At 74.5% G+C, this 25,170-nt stretch carries 11 protein-coding genes; 5 read left to right on the top strand and 6 right to left on the bottom strand.

Annotated features, from left to right (window positions below):
• The first annotated feature begins 16 nt into the window (after positions 1 to 16).
• A complete protein-coding gene (locus tag ACRAKJ_RS25240; RefSeq protein ID WP_438919426.1) occupies positions 17 to 1,531 on the top strand; it encodes an AMP-binding protein in 1,515 nt (504 codons plus the stop codon).
• A 6-nt stretch (positions 1,532 to 1,537) separates the two neighbouring features.
• Here ACRAKJ_RS25240 and ACRAKJ_RS25235 read toward each other — a convergent pair whose 3' ends face one another.
• The gene (locus ACRAKJ_RS25235) at positions 1,538 to 1,762 is read right to left on the bottom strand and encodes an MbtH family protein (RefSeq protein WP_438919425.1); all 225 of its coding nucleotides are present in this window, start codon (positions 1,760 to 1,762) and stop codon (positions 1,538 to 1,540) included.
• On the bottom strand, positions 1,759 to 2,643 hold the full coding sequence (locus ACRAKJ_RS25230; protein WP_438919424.1) for a GNAT family N-acetyltransferase: 885 nt from the start codon (positions 2,641 to 2,643) through the stop codon (positions 1,759 to 1,761). Before ACRAKJ_RS25230 ends, ACRAKJ_RS25235 begins: the two co-directional genes overlap by 4 nt.
• A 135-nt stretch (positions 2,644 to 2,778) precedes the next feature.
• Between ACRAKJ_RS25230 and ACRAKJ_RS25225 the strand changes: the two genes are divergently transcribed.
• Genes ACRAKJ_RS25225 through ACRAKJ_RS25215 form a run of 3 tightly spaced genes read left to right on the top strand, consistent with a single transcriptional unit; the run spans position 2,779 to position 5,670 of the window.
• Positions 2,779 to 3,819, top strand: coding sequence for an amidinotransferase (locus tag ACRAKJ_RS25225; protein ID WP_438919423.1), 1,041 nt, complete (start codon positions 2,779 to 2,781; stop codon positions 3,817 to 3,819).
• Between the two features lie 49 nt (positions 3,820 to 3,868).
• Complete coding sequence (locus ACRAKJ_RS25220; protein WP_438919422.1) at positions 3,869 to 4,825, top strand: fatty acid desaturase; 957 nt, start codon at positions 3,869 to 3,871, stop codon at positions 4,823 to 4,825.
• A complete protein-coding gene (locus ACRAKJ_RS25215) occupies positions 4,822 to 5,670 on the top strand; it encodes a hypothetical protein (RefSeq protein WP_438919421.1) in 849 nt (282 codons plus the stop codon). The genes ACRAKJ_RS25220 and ACRAKJ_RS25215 overlap by 4 nt, the downstream gene beginning before the upstream one ends.
• A 7-nt stretch (positions 5,671 to 5,677) precedes the next feature.
• Here ACRAKJ_RS25215 and ACRAKJ_RS25210 read toward each other — a convergent pair whose 3' ends face one another.
• The 4 genes from ACRAKJ_RS25210 to ACRAKJ_RS25195 are packed head-to-tail and all read right to left on the bottom strand — an operon-like array spanning position 5,678 to position 11,459.
• A complete protein-coding gene (locus tag ACRAKJ_RS25210; protein WP_438919420.1) occupies positions 5,678 to 6,631 on the bottom strand; it encodes an ornithine cyclodeaminase family protein in 954 nt (317 codons plus the stop codon).
• A gap of 15 nt (positions 6,632 to 6,646) precedes the next feature.
• The gene (locus tag ACRAKJ_RS25205; RefSeq protein WP_438919419.1) at positions 6,647 to 7,786 is read right to left on the bottom strand and encodes an acyl-CoA dehydrogenase family protein; all 1,140 of its coding nucleotides are present in this window, start codon (positions 7,784 to 7,786) and stop codon (positions 6,647 to 6,649) included.
• The gene (locus ACRAKJ_RS25200) at positions 7,786 to 9,681 is read right to left on the bottom strand and encodes a radical SAM protein (RefSeq protein WP_438919418.1); all 1,896 of its coding nucleotides are present in this window, start codon (positions 9,679 to 9,681) and stop codon (positions 7,786 to 7,788) included. Before ACRAKJ_RS25200 ends, ACRAKJ_RS25205 begins: the two co-directional genes overlap by 1 nt.
• The gene (locus ACRAKJ_RS25195; protein WP_438919417.1) at positions 9,678 to 11,459 is read right to left on the bottom strand and encodes an amino acid adenylation domain-containing protein; all 1,782 of its coding nucleotides are present in this window, start codon (positions 11,457 to 11,459) and stop codon (positions 9,678 to 9,680) included. The genes ACRAKJ_RS25200 and ACRAKJ_RS25195 overlap by 4 nt, the downstream gene beginning before the upstream one ends.
• Before the next feature lie 236 nt (positions 11,460 to 11,695).
• Here ACRAKJ_RS25195 and ACRAKJ_RS25190 point away from each other — a divergent pair, with 236 nt between their 5' ends.
• Positions 11,696 to 25,168, top strand: a complete 13,473-nt coding sequence (locus ACRAKJ_RS25190; RefSeq protein WP_438919416.1) for an amino acid adenylation domain-containing protein — start codon at positions 11,696 to 11,698, stop codon at positions 25,166 to 25,168.
• The last annotated feature ends 2 nt before the right edge of the window (positions 25,169 to 25,170 follow it).

Below are 25,170 nucleotides of genomic sequence, written 5' to 3'. Positions count from 1 at the left end.
CGGAAGGCGCGGGCCGGTGAACCACAACTACACGCACGCGGTCCTGGAAAGCCTCGGCAGGCGACCCGAGCGGGTCGCCTGCCACCAACCCGACGGGACCGCGGTCCGCCGCGGCGACCTGCTGGCGCTCGTCCACCGGTTCGCGCACGTGCTGGCGGCGAAGGGGGTGCGGCGGGGGTCGAGCGTGACCCTGCTGTCCGACAACCGGGTCGAGGTCGTGGCCGCCAAGTACGCGGCGAACCTGCTCGGCGCGAGGACCACGTACCTCGGCAACGGCCTGGCGGCGGTCGTGCAGGCGACCGTCGTCGCCGCCGTGGGCACCGACGTGCTCGTGGTGCCCGCCGCGTCGGCCGGGCGGGCCGCCGAGCTGCTCGGACGGGCGCCGGTCGCCACCGTGCTCGGCCTCGGCCCCACGGGAGCGGGGGAGGACGTGCTGGCCCTGGCCGACGAGGCCCCCGGCGATCCGGTCACGCCGAGCGACGTGGACGCCGAGGACGTCTGCTACGTCCGGCACACCAGCGGCACGACCGGCGTCCCCAAGGCGATCCAGGTCACCTGGGCGGCCCAGGCGAGCCTCTTCGACCGCATGGGCGCGGTGGTCGACGCGGACACGGTGCTGCTGCTCTGCACGGCGCTGTCGCACGCCGGCGGCCTGTCCGCCGAGGTCGTGCTCGGCCTCGGCGGTCGGCTGGTGCTGCACCGGGGTTTCGACCCCGCGAAGGTGCTCGCCGACGTCGCCGCCCACCGGGTGACCGAGCTGATCCTGCCGCCACCGATGCTGTACCGGGTCGTCGACCACCCGGCGTTGGGCGACCACGACCTGTCCAGCCTGCGCTCGGTGAGCTACGGCGGCTGCCCCGCGTCACCGACCAGGCTCGCGCGGGCCGTCGAACTGCTCGGTCCCGTGCTGGTGCAGGTGTACTCGCAGAACGAGGCGGGCGTGATCTGCGAGCTGTCCGCCGAGGAGCACCTGGAACCGGAGCTGCTCGCCACCGCGGGACGCCCGGTGCCCGGGGCCCGGGTGACGATCCGCGACCAGGACGGCCACGAGGTGCCCACCGGCCAGGCGGGGGAGGTCTGCGTGCGGTCGCCGACGGCCGCGAAGGGGTACTGGCGCAACCCGGAGCTGACCGCGCGGGTGTGGCGCGACGGGGAGGTGCGCACCGGGGACGTCGGCTACCTCGACGAGCGGGGCTACCTGCACCTGTGCGACCGGATCGGGGAGAGGGTGATCGTGGAGGGCGGGTACGTGTACCCGGCCGAGGTGGAGGAGCTGCTGGCGCGGCACCCGGCGATCGCCCAGGTCGCGGTGTTCGGGGTGACCGACGCGGACGCGGTGGAGTCGCTGCACGCCGCCGTCGTGGCGCGCCCGGGGCACAGCGTCGCACCGGAACAGGTGCGCGCCTTCGTCACGGCCGAACAGGGCACCATGTTCACGCCGCACCGGGTGCACCTGGTGGACGGGCTCCCGCTGACCGACGCGGGCAAGCCCGACAAGGACCTGCTGCGCCGGTCGCTCGCCGGCCGGTGAACGACCTCACGGGTCGACGTCGTCCGCCATGGCGACCTGGAGGCTCCTCGGCCTCATGTCCACCCAGTTCCGCTCGACGTGGTCCAGGCACGCCGCCCGGCTGTCCTCGCCGAACCCGACGCTCCAGCCGGGCGGGACCGGGATGGAAGCCGGCCACAGGGAGTGCTGCCCCTCGTCGTTGACGAGCACGTAGAAGCTGCCGTTCTCGTCGTCGAACGGGTTGACGCTCATGATCGTCCCTTCCGGTCGGTCGCGGGGGTCCCGGCGGCGTCCTGCCCGACCGGTTCGCGGGTGAACTCGGTGACGGTCCCGATCGGCCGGAAGCCGGCCCGCCGGTACGCGCGTTCGGCGATGCCCCCGGTGGCGGCGAAGAGGCCCGTGGGCGTCCCGGTCGCGGAGGCGGTGGCGTGGACGGCCAGCGCGACCTCGGTCGCGATCCCCCTCCCTCGCCAACCGGGGCGCAGGAGCAGGTTCTTGACGCGGACCACCGCGGCCGAACGCACCACCCCGGTCGTTCCGCAGGTCCCGTCCGCGCCGTCGACCAGGAAGCAGCGGAGGACGCCGCTGCGCCACTTCCCGTGCTCGTACTCCGCCCACGACCGCGCGTCGACGGGGTGGCCGTCCGGGGCGTGCGTGGATTCGCCGTCGAGGCGCACCTTCTCGGCCCAGCCCGATGCCGACGTGATCTCGCGCAGCCGCACCCGGGTGCTCCCCCGGGGCGCGCGTTCCGGGTCGCGGACGAGCATCGACTCGAACCGCCGCACGTACCCGCGGGTGAGCAGCTCGGTCTCCAGGGCGGGTGATCGACCGGTCAGGTAGAGCCGGTGGCGGTGCCCGCCCGCGGTGCGCACGGCGTCCTCGAACCCGAGCCGCCACCGGCGCGCGTCCCGCTCCGCGGCGGGCAGGTCGACGCGGATGGCCAGGCAGCCCGCGGCGAGGTGTTCGAGACCGGGGGTCCGGACGAGCGCGAAACCGTTGCCCGGCAGTGTTTCGGCGCCCGCCTCGAAGTAGGTGGTGTCGGTGTCCACGACGTCCTCCGGGGAACACCGCTGGAGCAGGAAGTCCATGCGGCCGAGCCTCCCGCACCCGGCCCGGAAGTTCTGCGGGACCAAGGTCCCATGGTCGCCGCGCCGGATTCCGCACCACACTGGTCGGGTGGCTCGGTCCGCGAGCCCACCGCCCGTCCGGGACGAGCACCCCACGGTGAGGAGGAACCGTTGCCCCACCCCGCCGCGTCACCGAGCCCCGTGCGTTCGTACACGGAGTGGGACCCGTTGGAGGAGGTGATCGTCGGCATCGTCGACGGCGCCTGCTTCCCCGGCTGGCACCTCGCTCTGCCCCCGGTGCTGCCGGCCGACCAGCACGAGACGTTCCGCCGGATGGCCGGCCGGCCCTTCCCGCCGGAGCGGGTCGCGGCCGCGGCCGCGGAGCTCGACGAGTTCGCGCACGTCCTGGAGTGCGAGGGCGTGACCGTGCGCCGGCCCGAGCCCATCGCGCAGGGGCGGCCGTACCGGACGCTCGACTGGACCAGCACCGGCATGTACGCGGCGATGCCGAGGGACTCGCTGCTGGTGGTCGGCGAGCAGATCATCGAGTGCCCGATGGCCTGGCGCTCCCGCTACTACGAGTCGCTGGCCTACCGACCGCTGCTCAAGGAGTACTTCCGCGGCGGCGCCCGGTGGGCGGCGGCGCCGAAGCCGGAGCTGACCGACCACCAGTTCGACCAGGACTGGGTCGAGTCCGACCCGGTCCGGCTGGTGGTGACCGAGTTCGAGCCCACGTTCGACGCCGCCGACTTCGTCCGCTGCGGGCGGGACATCTTCGCCCAGCGCAGCAACGTCACCAACGACTTCGGCATCGAGTGGCTGCGCCGGCACCTGGGGGACGACTACCGGGTGCACGTGGTCGAGTTCGCCGACGCGCACCCGATGCACATCGACGCCACCCTGGTCCCGCTGGCCCCCGGCAAGCTGCTGGTCAACGCCGACCGGGTGCCCGAGGTGCCCCGCCAGTTCCGGGACTGGGACGTGCTGGCCGCGCCGAAACCGGTGATCCCCGCGTCGCACCCGCTGTACCTGACCAGCAACTGGATCAACATGAACCTCCTGGTGCTGGACGAGCAGCGGGTGGTGGTGGAGCGGCAGGACGAGCCGATGATCGCCGCCGTGAAGGAGTTCGGGTTCACCCCGGTCCTCTGCGACTTCCGCAACTTCAACAGCTTCGGCGGCTCGTTCCACTGCGCCACGCTGGACGTGCGGCGGCGCGGCACCCTGGAGTCCTACTTCTGACCACCCCGAACCACGAACCGATCTCCGTCGGTGCTTACGAGGGAGTGCCATGCGCGTCTGGAGGGTCTCGTCGCGGGACGGCCTGCTGGTGGCCTACAGCCTCGCCCACTTCGCGGTCCTGTTCTGGTGCGCCGCCGCCTGGGAGCAGGCCGGCTGGCCGGCCCGCGTGGCGCACGTCGGCCTGCTCGCCGTGATGACCGCGTACAACATCATCGTCGTGTCGCACCTGTTCACCCACCTGCCGTGGTTCGCCTCGGCCCGGCTGAACGCGGTGGCGTCGGCGCTGAACTCGGTCGACATCGGGCAGTCCGTGCAGGCGTACGGGTTGATGCACGTGCGCAACCACCACCGGTACAACAACGACGCCCCGGGGGAGGGCGGCGACACGCGGGACCTGTCCTCCACGTACCGGGGCGGCGAGAACGGGGAGCACGCGCCGCTGCTGCGCTACGCGGTCGGCGGGGCCGTGCAGTCGCTGCGCGACCGCGTCCGCGAGCTGCCGCTGCTCGTGGGGCTGACCGGGCCCGGTGCCGGTGAACGCGCGCTGATCTCGCTGGCCTGGCGCCGGGAACCCCGGCGCAGCCGGGAACTCCGCCAAGTCCGGGTCGACCGCGCGGTGTGCTGGCTGTCGCTGGCCGCGCTCACGGCGATCTCCTGGCGGTGGACCCTGTTCGGCTACCTGCCGGCCTACTTCCTCGCGCTGGTCATGGTGAACGTGCAGAACTACTACCGGCACTACGGCGCCGACCCGCACAACCGGGCCGCCGACTCGGTCAGCCACTACGGCCGGTTGTACAACCTGCTCGCGTTCAACGACGGCTACCACCAGGAGCACCACCTCAACCCGGGCGCGCACTGGTCGCAGCTGCCGGCCGTGCGGCGGCGGCACCGGGCGCGGCTGGACGCGCAGCCCCGGGTCGTCAGCCCGCTGCCCGCCATGCTGGGGTTCCTGCACGCCCGCCGGCCGCTGCTGCACCGCGACCGGGCGGACGGAGGACGTCCGTGACCATCACCGGCAGGTCGCTGCCGCGCGCCTCGTTCCGGGTGCACCAGACCACCCGGGTCGTGGACCACGACGCCGTGTCGCGCGTGCTGCGCGGCGAACTCGCCGCCTACCGGGTCCGCTCGTACCTGCCCGCGGCGGACTGCGCGCGCATCGTCGCGAACTTCTGGTCGCCCGCGATGTCCCGCACGCCGCGCTACGGCGACGGGGTCGGCGGGGTCGAGGGCTACATCGTCGGCGCGTCGCACGTCGACAACACCACCGAGGAGTACCTGGCCTCGGTGGAGCGGTCGGCGGGCGCGGTGCGCGACCTCTACCGGGGGACCACCGACCCCGTCGCCGGCTTCCGCTCCTCGCTGGCGGCCCACGGGGTCGTCCCGGCGGCACGGGCGGCCCGGCACCGCGGGATGCCGGCCGGGGACTCGAAGGCCGTCTGCTGGAACCAGGAGGGGGAGTTCCTGCTGCGACCGCACGACGACCTGGCCCAGCTCGGCGACCCCCGCCAGGCCGGGTTCGAGATCCAGCGGCTGCGCCGCGTGCTGGCGGTCAACGCCTACCCGCAGGTCGTCGACGGCACCGGGCAGCTCAAGCTGTGGAACGTCGAGCCGGACGAGACCTCCCGGGAGCGGCTGGGACTGCTGCACAGCGGGTTCCCCTACCCGGTCGAGCTGCTGGCCGGCGTGCCGTCCGCGGTCGTCCCGGTGGAGACCGGTGACCTCTGCGTCGTCAACGGCAACCTCGTGCACGCCGTGCTGGGCGGCGGACCCGCCGGCCGGGACCGGGAGCGGCTGCTGCTGACCTGCTTCACCGGGGTGGACGACCGCGGTGACCTGATCTGGTGGACCTGACGGGCCGTCAGCCGAGGTCGGCGGCCCGTTCGCACACGTACCGGGCGGCCACGACGTCCTCGACCGCGAGGCCCAGCGACTCGAACACCGTCACCTCGTCGTCGCCGCCGCGACCGGGGTGCCCGCCCAGCAGCACCTCGCCGATCTCGGCCCGGATGTCCGACGCCGCGAAGTGGCCCTCCGCCATCGCCGACAACAGGTCCCCGGACTCGACGAGGGCCGACTCGCGGCTGTCCACGAACACGCGGGCCCGTCCCACCAGGTCCCCGGCCAGCTCGCGGCGGTCGGGGAACACCGCGCCGACCGCGTTGACGTGCGCGCCCGCCGCCACCTCGCCGGCCCCCAGCAGCGGCGTCGGGCTCGACGTGGTGGTGCAGATCAGGTCGGCGCCGGCGACGGCCTCGGCCACCGAAGCGGCCCGCACCACCGGGTGGCCGACGGCCCACTCCGCGAAGGCGCGGGCGCGGTCCGGGTCGCGGCTCCACACCCGGACCTCCCGCAGGTCCCGCACCAGCGCGAGGGCCGTCAGGTGGGCCCGCGCCTGCGTGCCGGACCCGAGCAGCGCCAGGACGCCGGCGTCGGGGCGGGCGAGCGCGTCGGTGGCGACCGCGGACACCGCGGCCGTGCGGATCGCGGTCAGGCTGGTGCCGTCGACCACGGCGAGCGGTACCGCGGTGTCGGGGTCGAGCACGAGGACGAGCCCGGGGTGCGGGTCCAGGCAGCGGGCCGGGTTGCCGGGTTTGACGGCGATGGCCTTCACCCCGAACACGCCGCGCCCGTCGCCGAACGGGACGAAGGCGGGCATCACGGCGAGCAGGTCGCCGCCGGCCCCGGGCACCACGGTGCGCACCGGCTGGTTCACCCGGCCGGCGCTGAACGAGCGGAGCGCGTCGCGCATCAACGGGATGGCCGCGCTCATCGGCAGCAGCTCCCGGACGGCGTCCCCGTCGAGGTTCCTCACGTGCACCTCCTGTGGTCACAGCGGAAGGGACCGGCCGATGATCTCCTTCATGATCTCGGTGGTGCCCGCGTAGATGCCCTGCACCCTGGCCTGCACGTAGGCCCGGCCGACCAGGGAGTCGGCGGCGTACCCGTAGCCGCCGTGCAGTTGCAGGCAGCGGTCCACCACGTCGGCGCACAGGTCCGTGTTCCACCACTTCGCCATCGCCGCCTGCTCCGGGGTCAGCTCGCCCCGGTCGTGCTCCACCACGCACCGGTCGGTGAAGACGCGGGCGACCTGGACCGCGGTGGCCATCTCGGCCAGCCGGAACCGGTTGTGCTGGAACTGGCCGATCGGCCGGCCGAACGCGGACCGCATCCCGCAGTACCGCAGGGTCTCGGCCAGCACCTGCTCGGCCAGCGCGAGCGAGGTGACCGCCACCGACAGGCGTTCCCGGGGCAGGTACCGCATCAGGTGGCGGAAGCCCCCGCCGGCCTCGCCGAGCAGGTTCGCCCGGGGCACCAGCACGTCGTCGAAGGTCATCCCCACGGTGTCCAGCGAGTGCAGGCCGATCTTGGCCAGCGGCGCGCCCACGGTCAGCCCCGGCAGCGGCGGCTCCAGCACCAGCAGGCTGGCCGACCGGGGGCCGGCCGCCGGGTCGAGCGCGGCCACCAGGACCAGCCCGGCCAGCAGGCCGTGGGTGACGAAGGTCTTGCCGCCCCGCAGCCGGTAGTGGTCGCCCTCCCGGTGCGCGGTGGTGGTGATCGCCGCGACGTCGCTGCCGGTGCCCGGTTCGGTGATGGCGATGGCGGAGATCAGCTCGCCCGTGCAGAACCCCGGCAGCCAGCGGCTCTTCTGCTCCGGCGTGCCCAGGTCGTCCAGGTAGCCGCCGACGACCTCGCTGTGCAGGTTGAAGGCCGGGCTCAGCGTGCCGGCCCGGGCCATCTCCTCGCCCCGCACCACGTGGTAGCGGTAGTCCCGGACCCCGCCGCCGCCGTACTCGACGTCGATCTCCGGGGCCAGCAGCCCCTGCCGCCCCGCCGCGAGCCAGACCTCCCGGTCCACGACACCCGCCTGTTCCCACCGGGCCAGGTTCGGCGTGACCTCGCGGGCGACGAACTCCCGGACGACCTCCCGGAACGCCCGGTGGTCGTCGGTGAAGATGCCGCGTTCCATCATCGCGCGCTCAGCCGCACCGACCGGCAGGTCGGCAGCAGGGTGCGCAGCCGCTGGATCATCACGTGGCAGTAGCTCGCGCTCTGCTCGACGGTGTGGTGGCGGGGGACCGGTACCTTGCCCTCGCGCGGGTGCTCGAAGCACAACCCGGTCGTGGGCTCGGCCACCAGCCCCAGCTCCACCGGCAGGTGCGCCAGCGCGGCGGGCAGCGAGACCACGAGCCTCGTTCCGCCGACCTCCAGCAGCGTCGCCTCGGTCAACCCGACGCCGGGGGCGCGGACCGGTTCGCGGTAGATGTACGGCCGGGCCACCAGGTCCAGGTCGGTGGCGCAGCGGGCGCCCGCGTCGGACCACCACGGCTGGGAACGGGCGAAGTCCAGCAGCAGCGCGTCGAAGGTGTGCCGGTGCGAGTGCAGCACGAGGTGCGCCGCCTTGCCGATGTTGAGCAGGTCGTAGTTGTCGGCGGTGGCCACCGAGTCCGCGACGAAGCGGCACAGCTCGTTGTCCGACCGCTGCCAGAAGTCCGTCGCCGCGGTGAAGAAGTCCTCGTACGACTGGACGCCGCGGCGGTCCAGGTACCGGGCGAGGTGGTAGGCGCCGCGGGCGTTGTAGAGGCTCTGCACCAGGTAGTAGAACCAGGTTCCCCGCTCGCACTCGGCCCGGTCCACCCACCGGGTCGCCACCACCACGTCGGCCTCCGCCACGGGGTCGGGCGCCCGCTCCACCTCGATGCCCATCGCCTCCCGCTGCTCGTGCAGCGCGGTGTTGTGCAGCAGCAGCTGCGGGTAGACGGTGAGGGTGTCCGCCTCCAGCCGGCACAGCCGGGCGATCCCGGCCTTGAAGGTCTCCAGCGTCTCGCCGGGCAGCGGCCAGATCATCTCGATGAAGGAGCTGATCCCCTTCTCGTTCAGGCTGCGCTGCAGTTCGGTGTAGGTCTCCTCCCGGATGTTCTGCCGGTCGACCAGCCGCAGCGCCTCGGTGTTCACCGTCTGCAACGAGATGGGCTGGCTGGTGACCAGGCCGCCGCGCACCAGGATCTCGGTGATCTCGGCGACCCGTTCCGGCCGGTTCTTCGCGGCGGCCAGCACCATCGAGGTGGGGGAGCCGAACTCCTGCCGGCAGCTCACGAGGTACCTGCTCAGCTCCACGTCCCGGGGCGACAGGCCCCAGTTGGCGTCGGCGATGAAGACGCTGGCCACGCCGTGCTCGGCGATCCACCGCATGTCCCCGCGCACCCGCTCCTCGTCGAACTTGTAGACCTTGGAGTTCGTCGCCGCGCCCCAGAAGCAGAACCCGCAGTGGAACGGGCAGCCGCGGTTGGTCTCCAGCACCGTGAACGTGTAGTCCTGGCCGTCGAACAGACCGGCGGCGAACGGGGACGGCACGTCGTCGAGGGTGCGCAGCCGCGGCGGGGTGTCGGTGGTCACCAGCTCGCCGCCGGCGCTCCGGAAGGTTACGCCCGAGACCTCGGTGAGGTCCGGCTCGTCGACGAGCACCTGCCGGAGGAACTCGTAGCAGGGCTGCTCGCCCTCGCCGTTGCACACCACGACGTTGCCGGCGCCGGCCGGGATGTAGTCCGCGCCGTGGTTCATCACCTGCGCCCCGCCGAGCAGGAACCAGGCGTCGGGCCGCGCGGCCAGCAGGCCCGCCAGCAGCCGCCGGACCAGCCCGGTGTTCCAGATGTAGCAGCTGAACGCGTAGACGTCGCTGCGCAGGTCCAGCAGGTCGGCGAGGATCAGCCCGGGGTCCTGGCGCAGGCTGCGGGAGTAGGTCCGGAAGTCCACCGACGCCGCGACGACCGGGTCCTCCATCGCGTACGCCTGGAGGTAGCCGGACACCAGCGGGACCGTGTTGTCGTAGACCGAGAGCTCCACGAAGGTGACGCGCTTGCTCACCAGGACACCGCCGTGGGCCGTCGTCCCCGCAGCACGGCCGCGAGGTCCCCGAGCACGGGGTGGTCGTAGACGTCGTCGGGGCGCAGGACGAGCCCCCGGCGCCGCGACCGGCTGACCAGCCGGCTGAGCCGCAGCGAGTCCCCGCCGACCTCGAAGAAGTTGTCGTGCGGGTGGACCTCGGTGGCGTCCAGGACCTCCAGCCACGCCTCCGTCAACGCGCGTTCCACGTCGTCCCCGGGTTCCGGCGGCGGCTCGGTCCCCGGTGGGCGCAGCGGCAGTCGGGCCAGGGCCCGCCGGTCCACCTTGCCGTGCTCGGTCACGGGCAGCTCGTCGGTCGGCACCACCACCGCCGGCACCAGGTAGTCCGGCAACCGCTCCTGGAGGAAGCGGCGCAGCGCCGCCGGGTCCATCGGGCCGTCGCCGGCGGTGACGTAGGCGATCAGCTGCCGGTCCCGACCGACGACGACCGCGCGGCCGACGTCCGGGTGCGACCGCAGCACCGGCTCGACCTCGCCGGGGTCCACCCGGATGCCCCGGACCTGCACCTGGTCGTCGACCCGGCCGAGGAAGTGCAGCTGCCCGTCCGGCGCGCGGCGCACCAGGTCGCCGGTGGCGTAGGCGCGGGCCCCGGGTACCGCGCTGAACGGGTCGGCCCGGAAGCCGTCGCGCTCCGGCTCGCCCAGGTACCCCCGGGCCACGCCGACGCCACCGAGGTGCAGCTCGCCCGGCTCGCCGTCGGCGACCGGCCGGCGCAGCTCGTCCAGCACGTAGGCGAGCACGCCCGGTATCGGTGTGCCGATCGGCGGCGGTTCGCCCGGCGGACCGCCCGGGAGCACCTCGCAGCACGTGGCCACGACCGTGCACTCGGTCGGCCCGTAGTTGTTGTGCAGCCGGAAGGGCAGCCCCGCACGCGGGTGGGCGGTGAGCCGGTCGCCGCCGACCAGCACGTCCCGCAGGGCGGCGTCGTCCGGCCACGGCAGCTCCAGCAGCTCCTCGGCCAGCGGTGTGGGCACGAAGGCGGTGGTGATCCCGGAGCGGCACAGCCACCCCAGCAGCTCGGTCGGGGCGGTCAGCAGGGCCGGCTCCACGACGTGCAGCGCGGCCCCGGCCGCCAGGCACGGCCAGACCTCCAGCGCGAAGGCGTCGAACGAGGGGCGGGCCAGCTGGGTGAGGTGGTCCCCCGGGCCCACCCCGTAGCGCCGGAGGTACCAGTCCACGAGGTTGGTCAGGCCGGCGTGCCCGACCAGCACCCCCTTGGGCGCCCCGGAGGAGCCGGAGGTGTAGTTGAGGTAGGCCACGGCGTCGTCCGGCACGGGCTCGGGCGCCCGCGGCGGTGCGCCGACCAGCAGCGGGCGCCGCGCGGTCGTCACGTTCACCGGCGACAACCCGTCCACCGCCCCGGTGGCCCACAGGTCGGGGTGGGTGATCACCACCCGGGCCCCGCTGTCGTCGAGCAGCAGGCGGGTCCAGGCGGCCGGCTGCCGGACGTCGAGCACCAGGTACGCGGCGCCGGCCGCCAGCACGGCCGCCGCGGCGACCACGCAGTCCACCGAGCGGTCCAGGTACACCGCGACCCGTTCGTCCCGCCGGACCCCGAGCCGGCGCAGCCGGTCGGCCAGGACGTCCACCCGCTGCTGGAACTCGCCGTAGGTGACCGAGGTGCGTTCGTCCACGACGGCGAGCGCCGCCGGGCGGCGGGCCGCCCACCCCGCGATCCGTTCCGGGACGGTGGCGCGGCGGGCGCCGTCCGTTCGCGGGCTCTGGCTTTCCTCCAGCACTCGGGGCCTCCTCGCGTGGTGGAGCGACACCGTCGAGTCTGCGAGGAACCGTGCGCGGGTGACCATGGGACCTTCGTCCCGCCACCGGTCGTCGTGAGCGGCGCTCGTCTTCCGGTGATCGGGACCAAGGTCCCATGGTCCGCCCCGCTCCGCCGGTCCAAGACTGGGAGCCGGGAAGTCCGCGTCACCGCGTGAGGGGGCCGTCGGGTGCAGGCGATCTGGCAACGGAGCTGTTCGTGCTGAGGGAGCGACCGACCGCCCCGGACCTGGTCGCGGTGTTCCAGGCGCAGGCGCGTGCGACACCGGGGGCCGTGGCGGTCGTCTCCGGGGACACCGCGCTCACCTTCCGCCGACTCGACTCCCGGGCGAACCGGCTCGCGCACCTGCTCGTCGCCGAGGGGGTGGGCGCGGAACGCGTCGTCGCGCTGATGCTCCCCCGGTCGGCCGAGGCGGTCGTCGCGCTGCTGGCCGTGCTGAAGGCGGGCGGCGCCTGCCTGGCGATCGACCCGCGGTACCCCGCCGACCGCGTCGACCACCTGCTCGGTGACGCCGGACCGGTGCTGCTGCTCGCCGACCGCGGCACGGCGGCGCGGGTGCCGGCCGGGAACGGCACCCCGGTGGTGGTGCTCGACGACCCCGTCACCGTCGCCGCGGTCGACGGCTCCCCGGACGCCGACCTCCCGCCGGTGGACCCGGCGCAGGCGGCGTACGTCATCTACACCTCCGGGTCCACCGGGCGACCCAAGGGCGTGGTCGTCAGCCACGGCAACGTGCTCAACAGCTTCCACGGCTACCGGGAGAACGCCTACGCGATGTCGCAGCGGTCGGTCGGCGACCGACCGCTGCGGGTCGCGCTGACGGCCTCGCTGTCCTTCGACGCGTCCTGGAGCCACCTGTTCGCGATGTTCGCCGGGCACGAGCTGCACGTCGTGGACGACGCCGTCTGGGCGGACCCGGGCGCGGCGGTCGCCCACCTCGTCCGGCACCGGGTCGACCACATCGGCAGCACGCCCTCGTACGCGGGGCTGCTGCTGGCCCACGGCCTGCTGGCCCACCCCTGGCGGCCGGTCACCGTCGGGGTGGGCGGCGAGCCGGTGCCCCTGCGGCTGTGGGCGGAGCTGCGGGCGGCGGACGGCCTGAACTCCTACAACGCGTACGGCCCGACGGAGTGCACGATCGCCCCGCTCATCACCTCGCTGGAGGTGTCGCCGGAGCCGGTGCTCGCCGGACCCGTCCCCAACACCCGGGTCCAGGTGCTGGACGAGTGGTTGCGGCCGGCCGGGACGGGCGAGCTGTACGTGTCGGGCGCGGGCGTGGCCCGGGGGTACCTGGGGCGGCCCGCGCTGACCGCCGTGCGGTTCGTGCCCGATCCCCACGGACCGCCCGGCTCCCGGATGTACCGGACCGGGGACCTGGTCGCCCGGCGCGGCGCGGCGTTCGAGTTCCGCGGCCGGGCCGACGGGCAGGTCAAGGTGCGCGGGTTCCGCATCGAGCTGCCCGAGGTCGAGGCGGTGCTCGGCGAGCACCGGGCTGTCGGCCAGGTCGCGGTGGTCGTGCGGGAGGACCGGCCGGAGGACAAGCGCCTGGTGGCGTACGTGGTGCCGGCGGGGGAGCGGGTGCGGCCGGAGCAGGTGCGGGAGCACGCGCGGAGCCGGTTGCCGGAGTACATGGTGCCGTCGGCCGTCGTCGTGCTGGACAGCCTGCCGATCGGGGTCAACGGCAAGGTCGACCCGTCCGCGCTGCCCGTGCCCGACGCGCCCCCGGTCCTCGGCCGCGGCCCGGCCACGGCGCGGGAGGAGGCGCTGTGCGGGCTGTTCGCCGAGGTGCTGGGCCTGCCCGGGGTCGGGGTGGACGACGACTTCTTCGCGCTGGGCGGTCATTCGCTGCTGTCCACCCGGCTGATCTCCCGGGTCCGCACCGAGCTGGGCGCCGAGCTGACGCTGCGCACGCTGTTCGACCACCCGACCGTCGCCCGGCTCGCGACCGCGGTGGACACCACCGGGCCGACCCGACCGGCGCCGACCGCCGGCGCGCGCCCGCCCGTGGTCCCGCTGTCCTTCGCCCAGCACCGCCTGTGGTTCCTCGACCAGCTCGAAGGGCCGAACGCCACCTACAACGTCCTGCTGGCCTGGCGGCTGTCCGGTCCGCTCGACCACTCGGCGCTGCGGGCCGCGCTGACCGACGTGACGGCCCGCCACGAGAGCCTGCGGACGGTCTTCCCGCAGGTCGAGGGCGTTCCCCGCCAGGTGGTCCTGGACGCGGTGGCGGCGGTGGAGGTCAGGCCGGTCGACGACCTGGCCGCGGCGCTGACGGCGATCGGGCGGCACGGGTTCGACCTCGCGGCGGAACCGCCGGTGCGGACGGCGTTGCTCGAACTCGCGCCGGACGAGCACGTGCTGGTGCTGCTGGTGCACCACATCGCCGCCGACGGCTGGTCCGTGCGCCCGCTGGCCCGGGACCTCGCCGCCGCCTACGCGACGCGCCGCCGGGGCGCGCGGCCGGACTGGGCGCCGTTGCCGGTGCAGTACGCGGACTACGCGCTGTGGCAACGGCAACTGCTGGGCGACCCGTCCGACCCGGCCAGTCCCTTCGCCACCCAGCTCGCGTACTGGACCGGGGCGCTGGCCGGGCTGCCGGACCGCCTGCGCCTGCCGGCCGACCGGCCCCGCCCGGCCGTCCCGTCCTACCGGGGCGGCACCGTGCGGATGCGGTTCGACCCGGCCCTGCACCGGGACCTGGCGGCGCTGGCCCGGCGGCTCGGGGCGAGCGTGTTCATGGTGTTGCAGGCGGGGTTGGCCGCCCTGTTCACGAAGCTCGGTGCCGGTGAGGACATCCCGGTGGGCTGCGCGATCGCCGGTCGCACCGACCAGGCGTTGGACGACCTGGTCGGGTTCTTCGTCAACACGTTGGTGCTGCGGACGAGCACCGCCGGCGACCCCACGTTCGCCGAGCTGGTCACGCGGGTCCGGGAGACGGCGCTCGACGCCTACGCCCACCAGGACCTGCCGTTCGAGTGCCTGGTCGAGGCGCTCAACCCGGAGCGGTCGCTCGCCCACAACCCGTTGTTCCAGGTCATGCTGGTGCTGGACAACGACCCCCGGGCCGAGTTCGCGCTGCCCGGGCTGGACGTCGACCAGCTCCCCCCGCCGGGCAACGCCGCCAAGTTCGACCTGGCCTTCCGGCTGACCGAACGGCCCGAGCTGACCGGGGTACTGGAGTACGCCACCGACCTGTTCGAGCACGCCACCGCCGAGGCGCTGGTGCACCGGTGGCAACGCCTGCTGGCCGAGGCCGTCGCCGACCCCGACCGCCCGCTGCGCCGGTTCGGCGTCGCCCCGCTCGCCACCCCCCGCCCGGACACGCCCGCCGTCGTGGCGGACGAGTTCGGCCGACCGCCGCGCACGCCCCGGGAACAGGTGCTGTGCGACCTGTTCGCCGAGGTGCTGGGCCTGCCCCGGGTCGGGGTGGACGACGATTTCTTCGCGCTGGGCGGCCACTCGCTGATGACCACCCGGCTGGTCGCCCGGATCAGGGCGACGCTGGGCGTGGAGCTGCCGCTGCGCGTGCTGTTCCAGCGGCCCACGGTGGCCGGTGTCGCCGGCTGCCTGGCCGCCGCCGGTCCGGTCCGCCCGGCCCTGACCGCGGGCGAACGCCCGGGTGTCCTGCCGCTGTCGTTCGCCCAGCACCGGTTGTGGTTCCTCGACCAGCTGGAGGGCCGGAGCACCAACTACAACATCCCGTTCGCGCTGCGGCTCTCCGGGCGGCCGGACCTCTCGGCGCTGCGGGCCGCGCTGACCGACGTGATGGCCCGCCACGAGAGCCTGCGGACGGTTTTCCCGCAGGTCGACGGCGTCCCGCACCAGCAGGTCGTGGACGCGGTGGCGACGCTGGAGGTCAGGCCGGTGGACGACCTGCCGGCCGCGGTGGAGGGCGTGACGCGGCGCCGGTTCGACCTGGCCGCGGAACTGCCGATCCGGACGGTGCTGTTCGAGTCGGCCGCCGACGAGCACGTGCTGCTGCTGGTGGTGCACCACATCGTGGCCGACGGCTGGTCGATGTCCCCGCTGTCCCGCGACCTGGCCACGGCCTACGCCGCCCGGTGCGGGGGGAGGGCCCCCGAGTGGTCGCCGCTCCCGGTGCAGTACGCGGACTACACGCTGTGGCAGCGCGGCCTGCTGGGCGACCAGTCCGACGAGGACAGCCTGGCCGCGGCGCAGTTGGCCTACTGGACCGGGGCGCTGGCCGGGCTGCCCGACCAGCTGGAGCTGCCCGCGGACCGCCCCCGCCCGGCCGTGTCGACCTACCGGGGCGAGTGCGTGCCGGTCCGGCTGGAGGCGTCGCTGCACCGGGACCTGGTCGCCCTCGCCCGCCGGTGCGGGGCGACCGCGTTCATGGTGCTGCAGGCGGGGCTGGCCGCCCTGTTCACGAAGCTCGGCGCCGGCGAGGACATCGCGCTGGGCAGCCCGATCGCCGGTCGCACCGACCAGGCGCTGGACGACCTGGTCGGGTTCTTCGTCAACACGTTGGTGCTGCGGACCGACACCTCCGGCGACCCGACCTTCGCCGAGCTGGTCACGCGGGCCCGGGAGACCGCGCTGGACGCCTACGCCCACCAGGACGTGCCGTTCGAGTACCTGGTCGAGGTCCTCAACCCCACCCGCTCCCTGTCCCACCACCCGTTGGTCCAGGTCATGCTCGCCCTGGACACCGCGCCGCGCGCCCGGTTCGCGCTGTCCGGCCTGGACGTCGACCTGCTGCCGACCCCGACCGTCACCGGCGCGTTCGACCTGGCGTTCAGCCTGTCCGAGGAGCACGGTCCGGACGGCTTCCCGGAGGGGGTCGTCGGCACCGTCGAGTACTCGACGGACCTGTTCGACGAGGCCACCGTGACCACGCTGCTCGCGCGGTGGCGACGCCTGCTGACCGCGGCGGTCGCCGCCCCGGACGACCCGCTCAGCCGGGTCGACGTGCTGAGCGCGGACGAACTGCGCCACCTGGCCGACCACAACGACACCACCGCCCCGGTCCCGACCGACACCCTGCCCGCCCTGTTCGCGGCCCAGGCGGCGCGCACCCCCGACGACACCGCCGTCGTCTCCGGTGACACCACCCTCACCTACGCGCAGCTCAACGCCCGCGCGAACCGGCTGGCCCGGCTGCTCGCCGACCGGGGGGTCGGTCCGGAGTCACTGGTCGCACTGCTCCTGCCGAGGTCCGCCGACGCGGTCGTGGCGATCCTGGCGGTGCTCAAGGCCGGTGGCGCCTACGTGCCGATCGACCCCGGCGACCCGCCCGCCCGGATCGACGCCGTGCTCGACGGCGTGCGGCCCGCCTGCGTGCTGACCGCCACCGCGGTGGCCGCGGCGGTCGGGTACCCGGACACCGACTTCGAGGTGCCCGTCCACCCGGAGCACCCGGCGTACGTGATCCACACCTCCGGCTCCACCGGCGTGCCCAAGGCCGTGGTCGCCACCCACCGCGGCATCGCCAACCTGTTCCACCACCACCGGGCGAACCTGTTCGCGCGGACCGCGGCGAAGGCCGGCCGTCGACGGCTGCGCGTCGCCCAGACCTCCTCGCTGTCGTTCGACGCCTCCTGGGACCAGCTGCTGTGGGTCTTCGCCGGGCACGAGCTGCACGTGGTGGACGACGCCACCTGGTCCGACCCCGGCGAGTTCGTGCGCCACGTCGCCGAGCGGCGCATCGACTACCTGGACACCACGCCGTCGTACCTGCGGCACCTGGTGGCCGAGGGGCTGCTCGACGGGCCGGACCGGCACCCGGTGACGGTCATGGTGAGCGGCGAGGCCATCTCCGGGCAGTTCTGGTCGGAGCTGCGCGCGAGGCCGGGGACGCTCGCGTTCAACTTCTACGGCCCGACCGAGTGCGCCGTGGACTCGCTCACCGCGTCACTGGGCGACTCACCCGACCCCGTGCTGGGCCGCCCGGTGGCCAACACCCGGACCCACGTGCTGGACGCGGCGCTGCGACCGGTGCCCCCGGGGGTGGTGGGGGAGCTGTACGTGGCCGGCGTCGGGCTGGCACGCGGCTACCTGGGGCGACCCGGGCTGACGGCCGGGCGGTTCACGGCCGACCCGTTCGGCCCGCCGGGGACCCGGCTGTACCGGACCGGGGACCTGGTCCGGTGGCGCGCCGGCGGGCTGGAGTTCGTGGGCCGGGCCGACGACCAGGTCAAGCTGCGCGGGTTCCGGGTCGAGCCGGGCGAGGTCGAGGCGGTGCTGCGCGAGCACGACGGGGTCGACCAGGCCGTGGTGGTGGTGCGCGAGGACCGCCCCGGGGATCAGCGCCTGGTCGCCTACGTCGTGACGACGCGGCAGCCGGAGGTGCTGCGGGCGTACCTGCGGGAGCGGTTGCCGGACTACCTGGTGCCGTCGGCGTTCGTGGTGCTGGAGGGCCTGCCGTTGACCGCCGCCGGCAAGCTGGACCGGGCCGCGCTGCCGGTGCCGGAGGCGCCGCCCGCGGTCGGCCGGGCGGCGCGGACCCCGCAGGAGCAGGTGCTGTGCGGGCTGTTCGCCGAGGTGCTGGGCGTGCCCCGGGTCGGCGTGGACGACGATTTCTTCGCGCTGGGCGGGCATTCGCTGCTGGCGACCCGGCTGGTGGCCCGCGTGCGTGCGACCCTCGGCGTGGAACTGGGGCTGCGGCTCGTGTTCGAGGTTCCGACGGTGGCCGGTCTGGCGGCCGGCCTGGACCGGGTGGGCCGGGCCCGGCGGGCGTTGACGGCGGGGGAGCGACCGGCCGCGGTGCCGTTGTCGTTCGCGCAGCAGCGGCTGTGGTTCCTGGACCAGGTGGAGGGCCCCAACTCCACCTACAACGTGTCGCTCGCCCTGCGCCTGGTCGGCGAGCTGGACCGCGGCGCGCTCCAGGCGGCGCTGCGCGACGTCGTGCTGCGGCACGAGAGCCTGCGCACGGTCTTCCCGCAGGTGGAAGGCGTGGCGCACCAGGAAGTCCTGGACCGCGCCCCGACCCTGGGCGTCACGCGGGTCGACGACCTGCCGGCGGCGCTGTCGGCGGCCGTGGAGCACCACTTCGACCTCGCCTCGGAGCTGCCGATCCGGACCGAGCTGTTCGAGCTGGCCCCCGACGAGCACGTGCTGCTGATCCTGGTGCACCACATCGCCGCCGACGGCTGGTCGTTGAGCCCGCTGGCGCTGGACCTGGCGCAGGCGTACGCGGCCCGGCGGCAGGGGCGGCGACCGTCGTGGGCGCCGCTCCCGGTGCAGTACGCGGACTACACGCTGTGGCAGCGCGGCCTGCTGGGTGACCGGTCCGACGGGGGCAGCGCCTTCGCCGAGCAGCTGGACCACTGGACCCGGGCGCTGGCCGGGCTGCCCGACCAGCTGCGGCTGCCCACCGACCGCCCGCGTCCCGCGATCGCCTCGCACCGCGGCGACCACGTCCTCGTCCGGTTGGACGCCGAGCTGCACGCCGGACTGGCGGAGCTGGCCCGCCGGTGCGGGGCGAGCGTGTTCATGGTGCTGCAGGCGGGGCTGGCCGCCCTGCTGACCAAGCTGGGCGCCGGCGAGGACATCCCGGTGGGGTGCCCGATCGCCGGTCGCACCGACCAGGCGTTGGACGACCTGGTCGGGTTCTTCGTCAACACCCTGGTGCTGCGGACCGACACCTCCGGCGACCCCGCCTTCGGCGACCTGGTCAAGCGGGTCCGGGAGACCGCCCTGGACGCCTACGCCCACCAGGACGTGCCGTTCGAGTACCTGGTGGAGGTCCTCAACCCCGCCCGCTCCCTGTCCCGGCACCCCCTCTTCCAGGTCGTGCTGGCGCTGCACAACGCCCCGCAGACCGACTTCGCCCTGCCCGGCCTGGACGTCGGGTTCGTGCCCGCGCCCACGACCACCGCCAAGTTCGACCTGTCGTTCGACCTCACCGAACGGCGCGGCCCCGGCGGCGTCGCCGGGGGCATCGGCGGGGTCCTGGAGTACGCCGCGGACCTGTTCGACCGGACCGGCGTCGAGGACCTCGTGGCCCGCTGGGTGCGCGTGCTGGAAGCGGCGGTCGCGGACCCCGGGGTGCCGATCAGCCGGGTCGACGTGCTCAGCGCCGAGGAACGACGTTGGTTGCACGCCTGCAACGACACCGACGCGCCGGTCCCCGCGACCGGCCTGCCGGCGATGTTCGAGGCCCGGGTGCGGGCCACCCCGGACGCCCCGGCCGTGGTGTTCGAGGAGACCGCGGTCACCTACGCCCAGCTCAACGCCCGGGTCAACCGGTTGGCGCACGCCCTGGTCGCCCGCGGTGCCGGCCCCGAGCAGGTCGTGGCGCTGGCGCTGCCCCGGTCGGCGGAGATGGTCGTCGCGTTGCTGGCCGTGTTCAAGACCGGCGCCGCCTGCCTGCCGGTGGACCCGGAGTACCCGGCCGAGCGGATCTCGTTCATGCTCGCCGACGCCCGGCCGTCGCTGTTGCTGACCCACGCCGCTTTCGCGCCGCCGGGCGTGCCCCTGCTGGTGGTGGACGACCCCGTGACCGCCGCCGGGATCGCCCGCTGCCCGGAGACCGACCCCGGCCCGCGGGCGGACCACGCGAACGCCGCGTACGTGATCTACACCTCCGGCTCCACCGGCACCCCCAAGGCCGTGGTCATGTCCGCCGGTGGCCTGCTGAACCTCCTGCTGTGGCACCGCACGGCCTTCCCCGGCGGTCCCGGGGCCCGCACCGCGCAGTTCACCGCGCTCAGCTTCGACGTGTCGGTGCAGGAGGTCCTGTCCACCCTGGTGCACGGGAAGGCGCTGGTGGTGCCGACCGACGAGGTGCGGCACGACTCCGCCCTCCTGGCCGGGTGGCTGGACCGGCACGGGGTCACGGAGCTGTTCGCACCGAACCTGGTGCTGCGCGGCCTCGCGCAGGCCGCCAACGAGCAGGGTCTGAGCCTGCCCCGCCTGCTGGACATCGCGCAGGGCGGGGAGCCGCTGGTCCTGGACGACGAGGTGCGCGAGTTCCTCCGCCGCGCCCCGGGCCGGCGGCTGCACAACCACTACGGCCCGTCCGAGACGCACGTCGTCACCACCTACCGGGTGCCCGAGGACCTCGACTGCCCGCAGCCGGCACCGATCGGCCGGCCCATGCCGAACTCCCGCGTGCACGTGCTGGACCCCGCGTTGCGGCCGGTGCCGCCGGGCGTGGTGGGGGAGCTGTACGTCAGCGGCCTGTCCGTGTCCCGGGGGTACCTGCGCCGGCCGGGGCTGACCGCCCAGCGGTACGTGGCCGACCCCCACGACCCGGCCGGCGGCCGGATGTACCGGACGGGGGACCTCGTCCGCTGGCACGGCGGCGAGCTGGAGTTCGTCGGCCGGGTCGACCACCAGGTGAAGGTGCGCGGCTTCCGGGTCGAGCCGGGGGAGGTCGAGGCGGTGCTGCGCGCGCACCCCGGCGTGGAGCAGGTCGCCGTGCTGGCGCGTGAGGACCGGTTGGTGGCCTACGTGGTGACGGCGGAACGGGGCGAGGTGCTGCGCGACTTCGCCCGCGACCGGCTGCCGGACTTCCTGGTGCCGTCGGTGTTCGTGCCGCTCGACCGCCTGCCGCTCACGGTGAACGGCAAGCTGGACCGGACCGCCCTGCCGGTGCCGGAGTCGGCCGCGGCACGCGGTCGCGCGCCGCGCACCCCGCAGGAGGAACTGCTCCGCGGGCTGTTCGCCGAGGTGCTGGGGGTCGCCCGGGTCGGTGTCGACGACGACTTCTTCGCGCTGGGCGGGCACTCCCTGCTGGCCACGCGGTTGATCGCCCGCGTCCGGGCGACCCTGGGCGTGGAGGTGGGCCTGCGCGCCCTGTTCGACACCCCGACGGTCGCGGGCGTGGCGCGGCTGGTGCGCGGCGCGGACGAGGCCCGGCCGCCGCTGACCGCCGGGGAGCACCCGGCTGTCATGCCGTTGTCCTTCGCCCAGCACCGGCTCTGGTTCCTGCACCGGTTGGGGGGCGTCAGCCAGAACATCGGCCTCACCCTGCGCCTGTCCGGCCGGCTGGACCGCGGCGCGCTGCGGGCCGCGCTCGCCGACGTGGTGACGCGCCACGACAGCCTCCGCACCGTGTTCCCGGAGGTGGACGGGGTCGCCCGCCAACAGGTCGTCGACACCGTCCCCTCGATGGTGACCACCCGGATCGGCGAGCCCGAGCTGTCGGCGGCGGTGGAGGAGGCGACGCGGTACCGGTTCGACCTGGCGACGGAGCCGCCGATCCGGACGACGTTGTTCGAGCTGGCCGAGGACGAGCACGTGCTGGCGCTGGTGGTGCACCACATCGCCGCCGACGGCTGGTCGATGCACCCGTTGTCGCACGACCTGGCCACGGCCTACGCCGCCCGGTGCGCGGACCGGGCGCCCGAGTGGGCCCCGCTCCCGGTGCGGTACGCGGACTACACGCTGTGGCAGCGCGGCCTGCTGGGCGACCAGTCCGACGAGAGCAGCCTGCTCGCGGAGCAGCTGGCCTACTGGACCGGGGCGCTGGCCGGGCTGCCCGACCAGCTGGAGCTGCCCACCGACCGCCCCCGCCCGGCCGTCAGTTCCCACCGCGGTGACGGCGTGCCGGTGCACCTCGACGCGGCCCTGCACCGCGACCTGGCGGCGCTGGCCCGGCGGCACGGCGCGAGCGTGTTCATGGTGCTGCAGGCGGGGTTGGCCGCCCTGTTCACGAAGCTCGGCGCCGGTGACGACATCCCGGTGGGGTGCCCGATCGCCGGTCGCACCGACCAGGCCCTCGACGACCTGGTCGGGTTCTTCGTCAACACCCTGGTGCTGCGGACCGACACCTCCGGCGACCCGACCTTCGCCGAGCTGGTCACGCGGGCCCGGGAAACGGCGCTGGACGCCTACGCCCACCAGGACGTGCCGTTCGAGTACCTGGTCGAAGCCCTCAACCCCACCCGCTCCCTGTCCCACCACCCGTTGGTCCAGGTCGTGCTGGCGTTGCAGAACGCGCCGGGACCGGACCTGTCCCTGCCCGGCCTCGACGTCGGCCAGGTCCCGACGCCCGTGACCACCGCCGAGTTCGACCTCGCGTTCAGCCTCTGGGAACGGCGCGGCCCCGACGGCGCGGCCGAGGGCGTGCGCGGTGTCGTCGAGTACAGCACCGACCTGTTCGACCGCTCCGGCGCGGAGACCCTCGTCACCCGCTGGACCACCCTGCTGCGGGCGTTGACCGCGGCGCCCGACCGCCCCCTCAGCCGGTTCGACGTCCTCACCGACGACGAGCGGGAACGGCTGCGCGCCTACGACGACACCGCCACCCCGGTCCCGACCGCGACCCTGGCGACCCTGTTCGAGCGGCAGCCGGCCGAGGCCGTGGCCCTCGTCGAGGCCGGGGTCGAACTGACCTACGGGGAGGTGGACGAGCGGGCCAACCGCCTGGCCCGGCTGCTGGTCGAGCGGGGGATCGGCCCGGAACGGGTCGTGGCGCTGCGGATGCGCCGGTCCGCCGAGCTGGTCATCGCCCTGCTGGCCGTGGTCAAGGCCGGCGGCGCGTACCTGCCGGTGGACCCGGACTACCCGGCCGAGCGGATCTCGTTCATGCTCGCCGACGCCCGACCGGCGCTGGTGCTGACCGGGATCCCCGACGACGCCGCGACACGTCCGGCCGACAACCCCGCGGTCCCGGTGCTGCCGACCAACTCCGCGTACGTGATCTACACCTCCGGCTCGACCGGGAAGCCGAAAGCGGTGGTCACCACGCACGCCGGTGTGGCGAGCCTCGCCGCGTCGCAGACCGGGCGGTACGCGATCGGGCCGGGCGACCGGGTGCTCCAGTTCTCCTCGCCCAGCTTCGACCTGTCGGTCATCGAACTGCTCATGGCGTTCCCGGCCGGAGCCGCCCTGGTGATCCCGCCGCCGGTCCCGCTGGCCGGCTCCGCCCTCGCCGAGGTGCTCGACGAGCAGCGGATAACCCACGCGTTCATCCCGACCGCGACGCTGACCACCGTGCCCGTGCGACCCCTGCCGGCGCTGCGCACCCTGGTGCTCGGCGGGGAGGCCACCCCGCCGGCGCTGGTGGCGGCCTGGGCCACCGGCCGCCGGGTGATCAACGCCTACGGGCCCACCGAGAGCACCGCCTGCGCCGGCACGACCGGCCCGCTGCCCGGCACCGCACCGCTGCCGCCGCCGCTCGGCAGGCCGGTGGCGAACGCCCGGATGCACGTGCTCGACGCCGGCCTGCGTCCCGTGCCGCCGGGCGTGGTGGGGGAGCTGTACCTCGGCGGCCCCGGCGTGGCGCGGGGCTACCTGCGCCGGCCCGCGTTGACGGCCGAACGGTTCGTGGCGGACGTGTCCGGCCCGCCGGGCAGCCGGCTGTACCGGACCGGGGACCTCGCGCGGTGGCGCCCGGACGGGGAGCTGGAGTTCGTGGGCCGGGCCGACCACCAGGTGAAGGTGCGCGGCTTCCGGGTCGAGCCGGGCGAGGTCGAGGCGGCGCTGCGCGAGCACCCCGACGTGGAGCAGGCCGTGGTGACGGTGAGGGAGGACCGGCTGGTGGCCCACGTGGTGCCGCCGGTGGACGGGCCGGTGCTGCGGCGGTTCCTGCGCGACCGGCTGCCCGAGTTCCTGGTGCCGTCGGTGTTCGTGCCGCTCGACGCCCTGCCGCTGTCGGTGAACGGCAAGCTCGACCGCGCCGCCCTGCCGGCGCCCGACCTCGCCCCCGGCGGGGGCCGGGCGCCGCGCACGCCGCAGGAGGAACTGCTCTGCGGGCTGTTCGCGGAAGTCCTCGGCGTGCCGGGGGTCGGCATCGACGACGACTTCTTCGCGCTGGGCGGGCACTCCCTGCTGGCCACCCGCCTGATCGCCCGCATCGGCGCGACCCTGGGCGTCGAACCGGGGCTGCGCACCCTGTTCGAGCGCCCGACCCCGGCCGAGCTGGCGACCCGCCTGGACGTGGACGACCCCGCCGCGGCGTTGGACGTGATCCTCCCCCTGCGGGCGCGGGGCGGTCGGGAACCGCTGTTCTGCGTCCACCCGGTCGGCGGTCTGGGCTGGACCTACAGCGGCCTGCTCCGGCACCTCGGCCCGGACCGCCCGGTCTACGCGGTGCAGGCCCGCAACCTCGCCGGGACCGGCCCCCTGCCGACCTCGGTGCGGCAGATGGCCGCCGAGTACGCCGACGAGATCCGCGCGGTGCAGCCGACCGGTCCCTACCACCTGCTCGGCTGGTCCTTCGGCGGTCTGGTCGCGCACGCCGTGGCCACCGAGCTGCACCGGCGCGGGGAGCGGACCGCCACGCTGGCCCTGCTCGACTCCACCCCGGTGTGCGACCTCCCCGAGAAACCGGTGCCCAGCGGACGCAGCGTCCTGGCCCTGCTGCTCCTGCTGTTCGGCACCCCGCGGGAGGACGAGCCCGTGCGGTTCGAGCTGGACGGCACCCCGGACACCGACGACCCGGTCACCTTCGAGCAGTTCACGGCCATCCTGCGCGGCCGGGGCAGCGCGCTGGCGAGCCTGTCCGAGCGGCACGTGACGGCCATCGCCGAGACCACGCTGAACAACACGCGGCTGGCCGCCGAGCACGTCCCGGACCTCTTCCCCGGCGACCTGCTGCTGTTCACGTCCACCCTGGACCCGCGGGTGGCCACCCCCGAGGCGTGGCGGCGCTACGTCGGCGGCGCCATCGAGGACCACGACGTCGTCAGCAGGCACCACCTCATGACCCGACCCGGCGCACTGGCCCGGATCGGGCCGCTCCTGGCCGCGAAACTCCGCTGAGG

The organism is Saccharothrix sp. DSM 118769 (assembly GCF_052936295.1).
The sequence above is the reverse complement of the archived record's forward strand: the minus strand, read 5'-3'. Positions and strand labels throughout refer to the sequence as shown.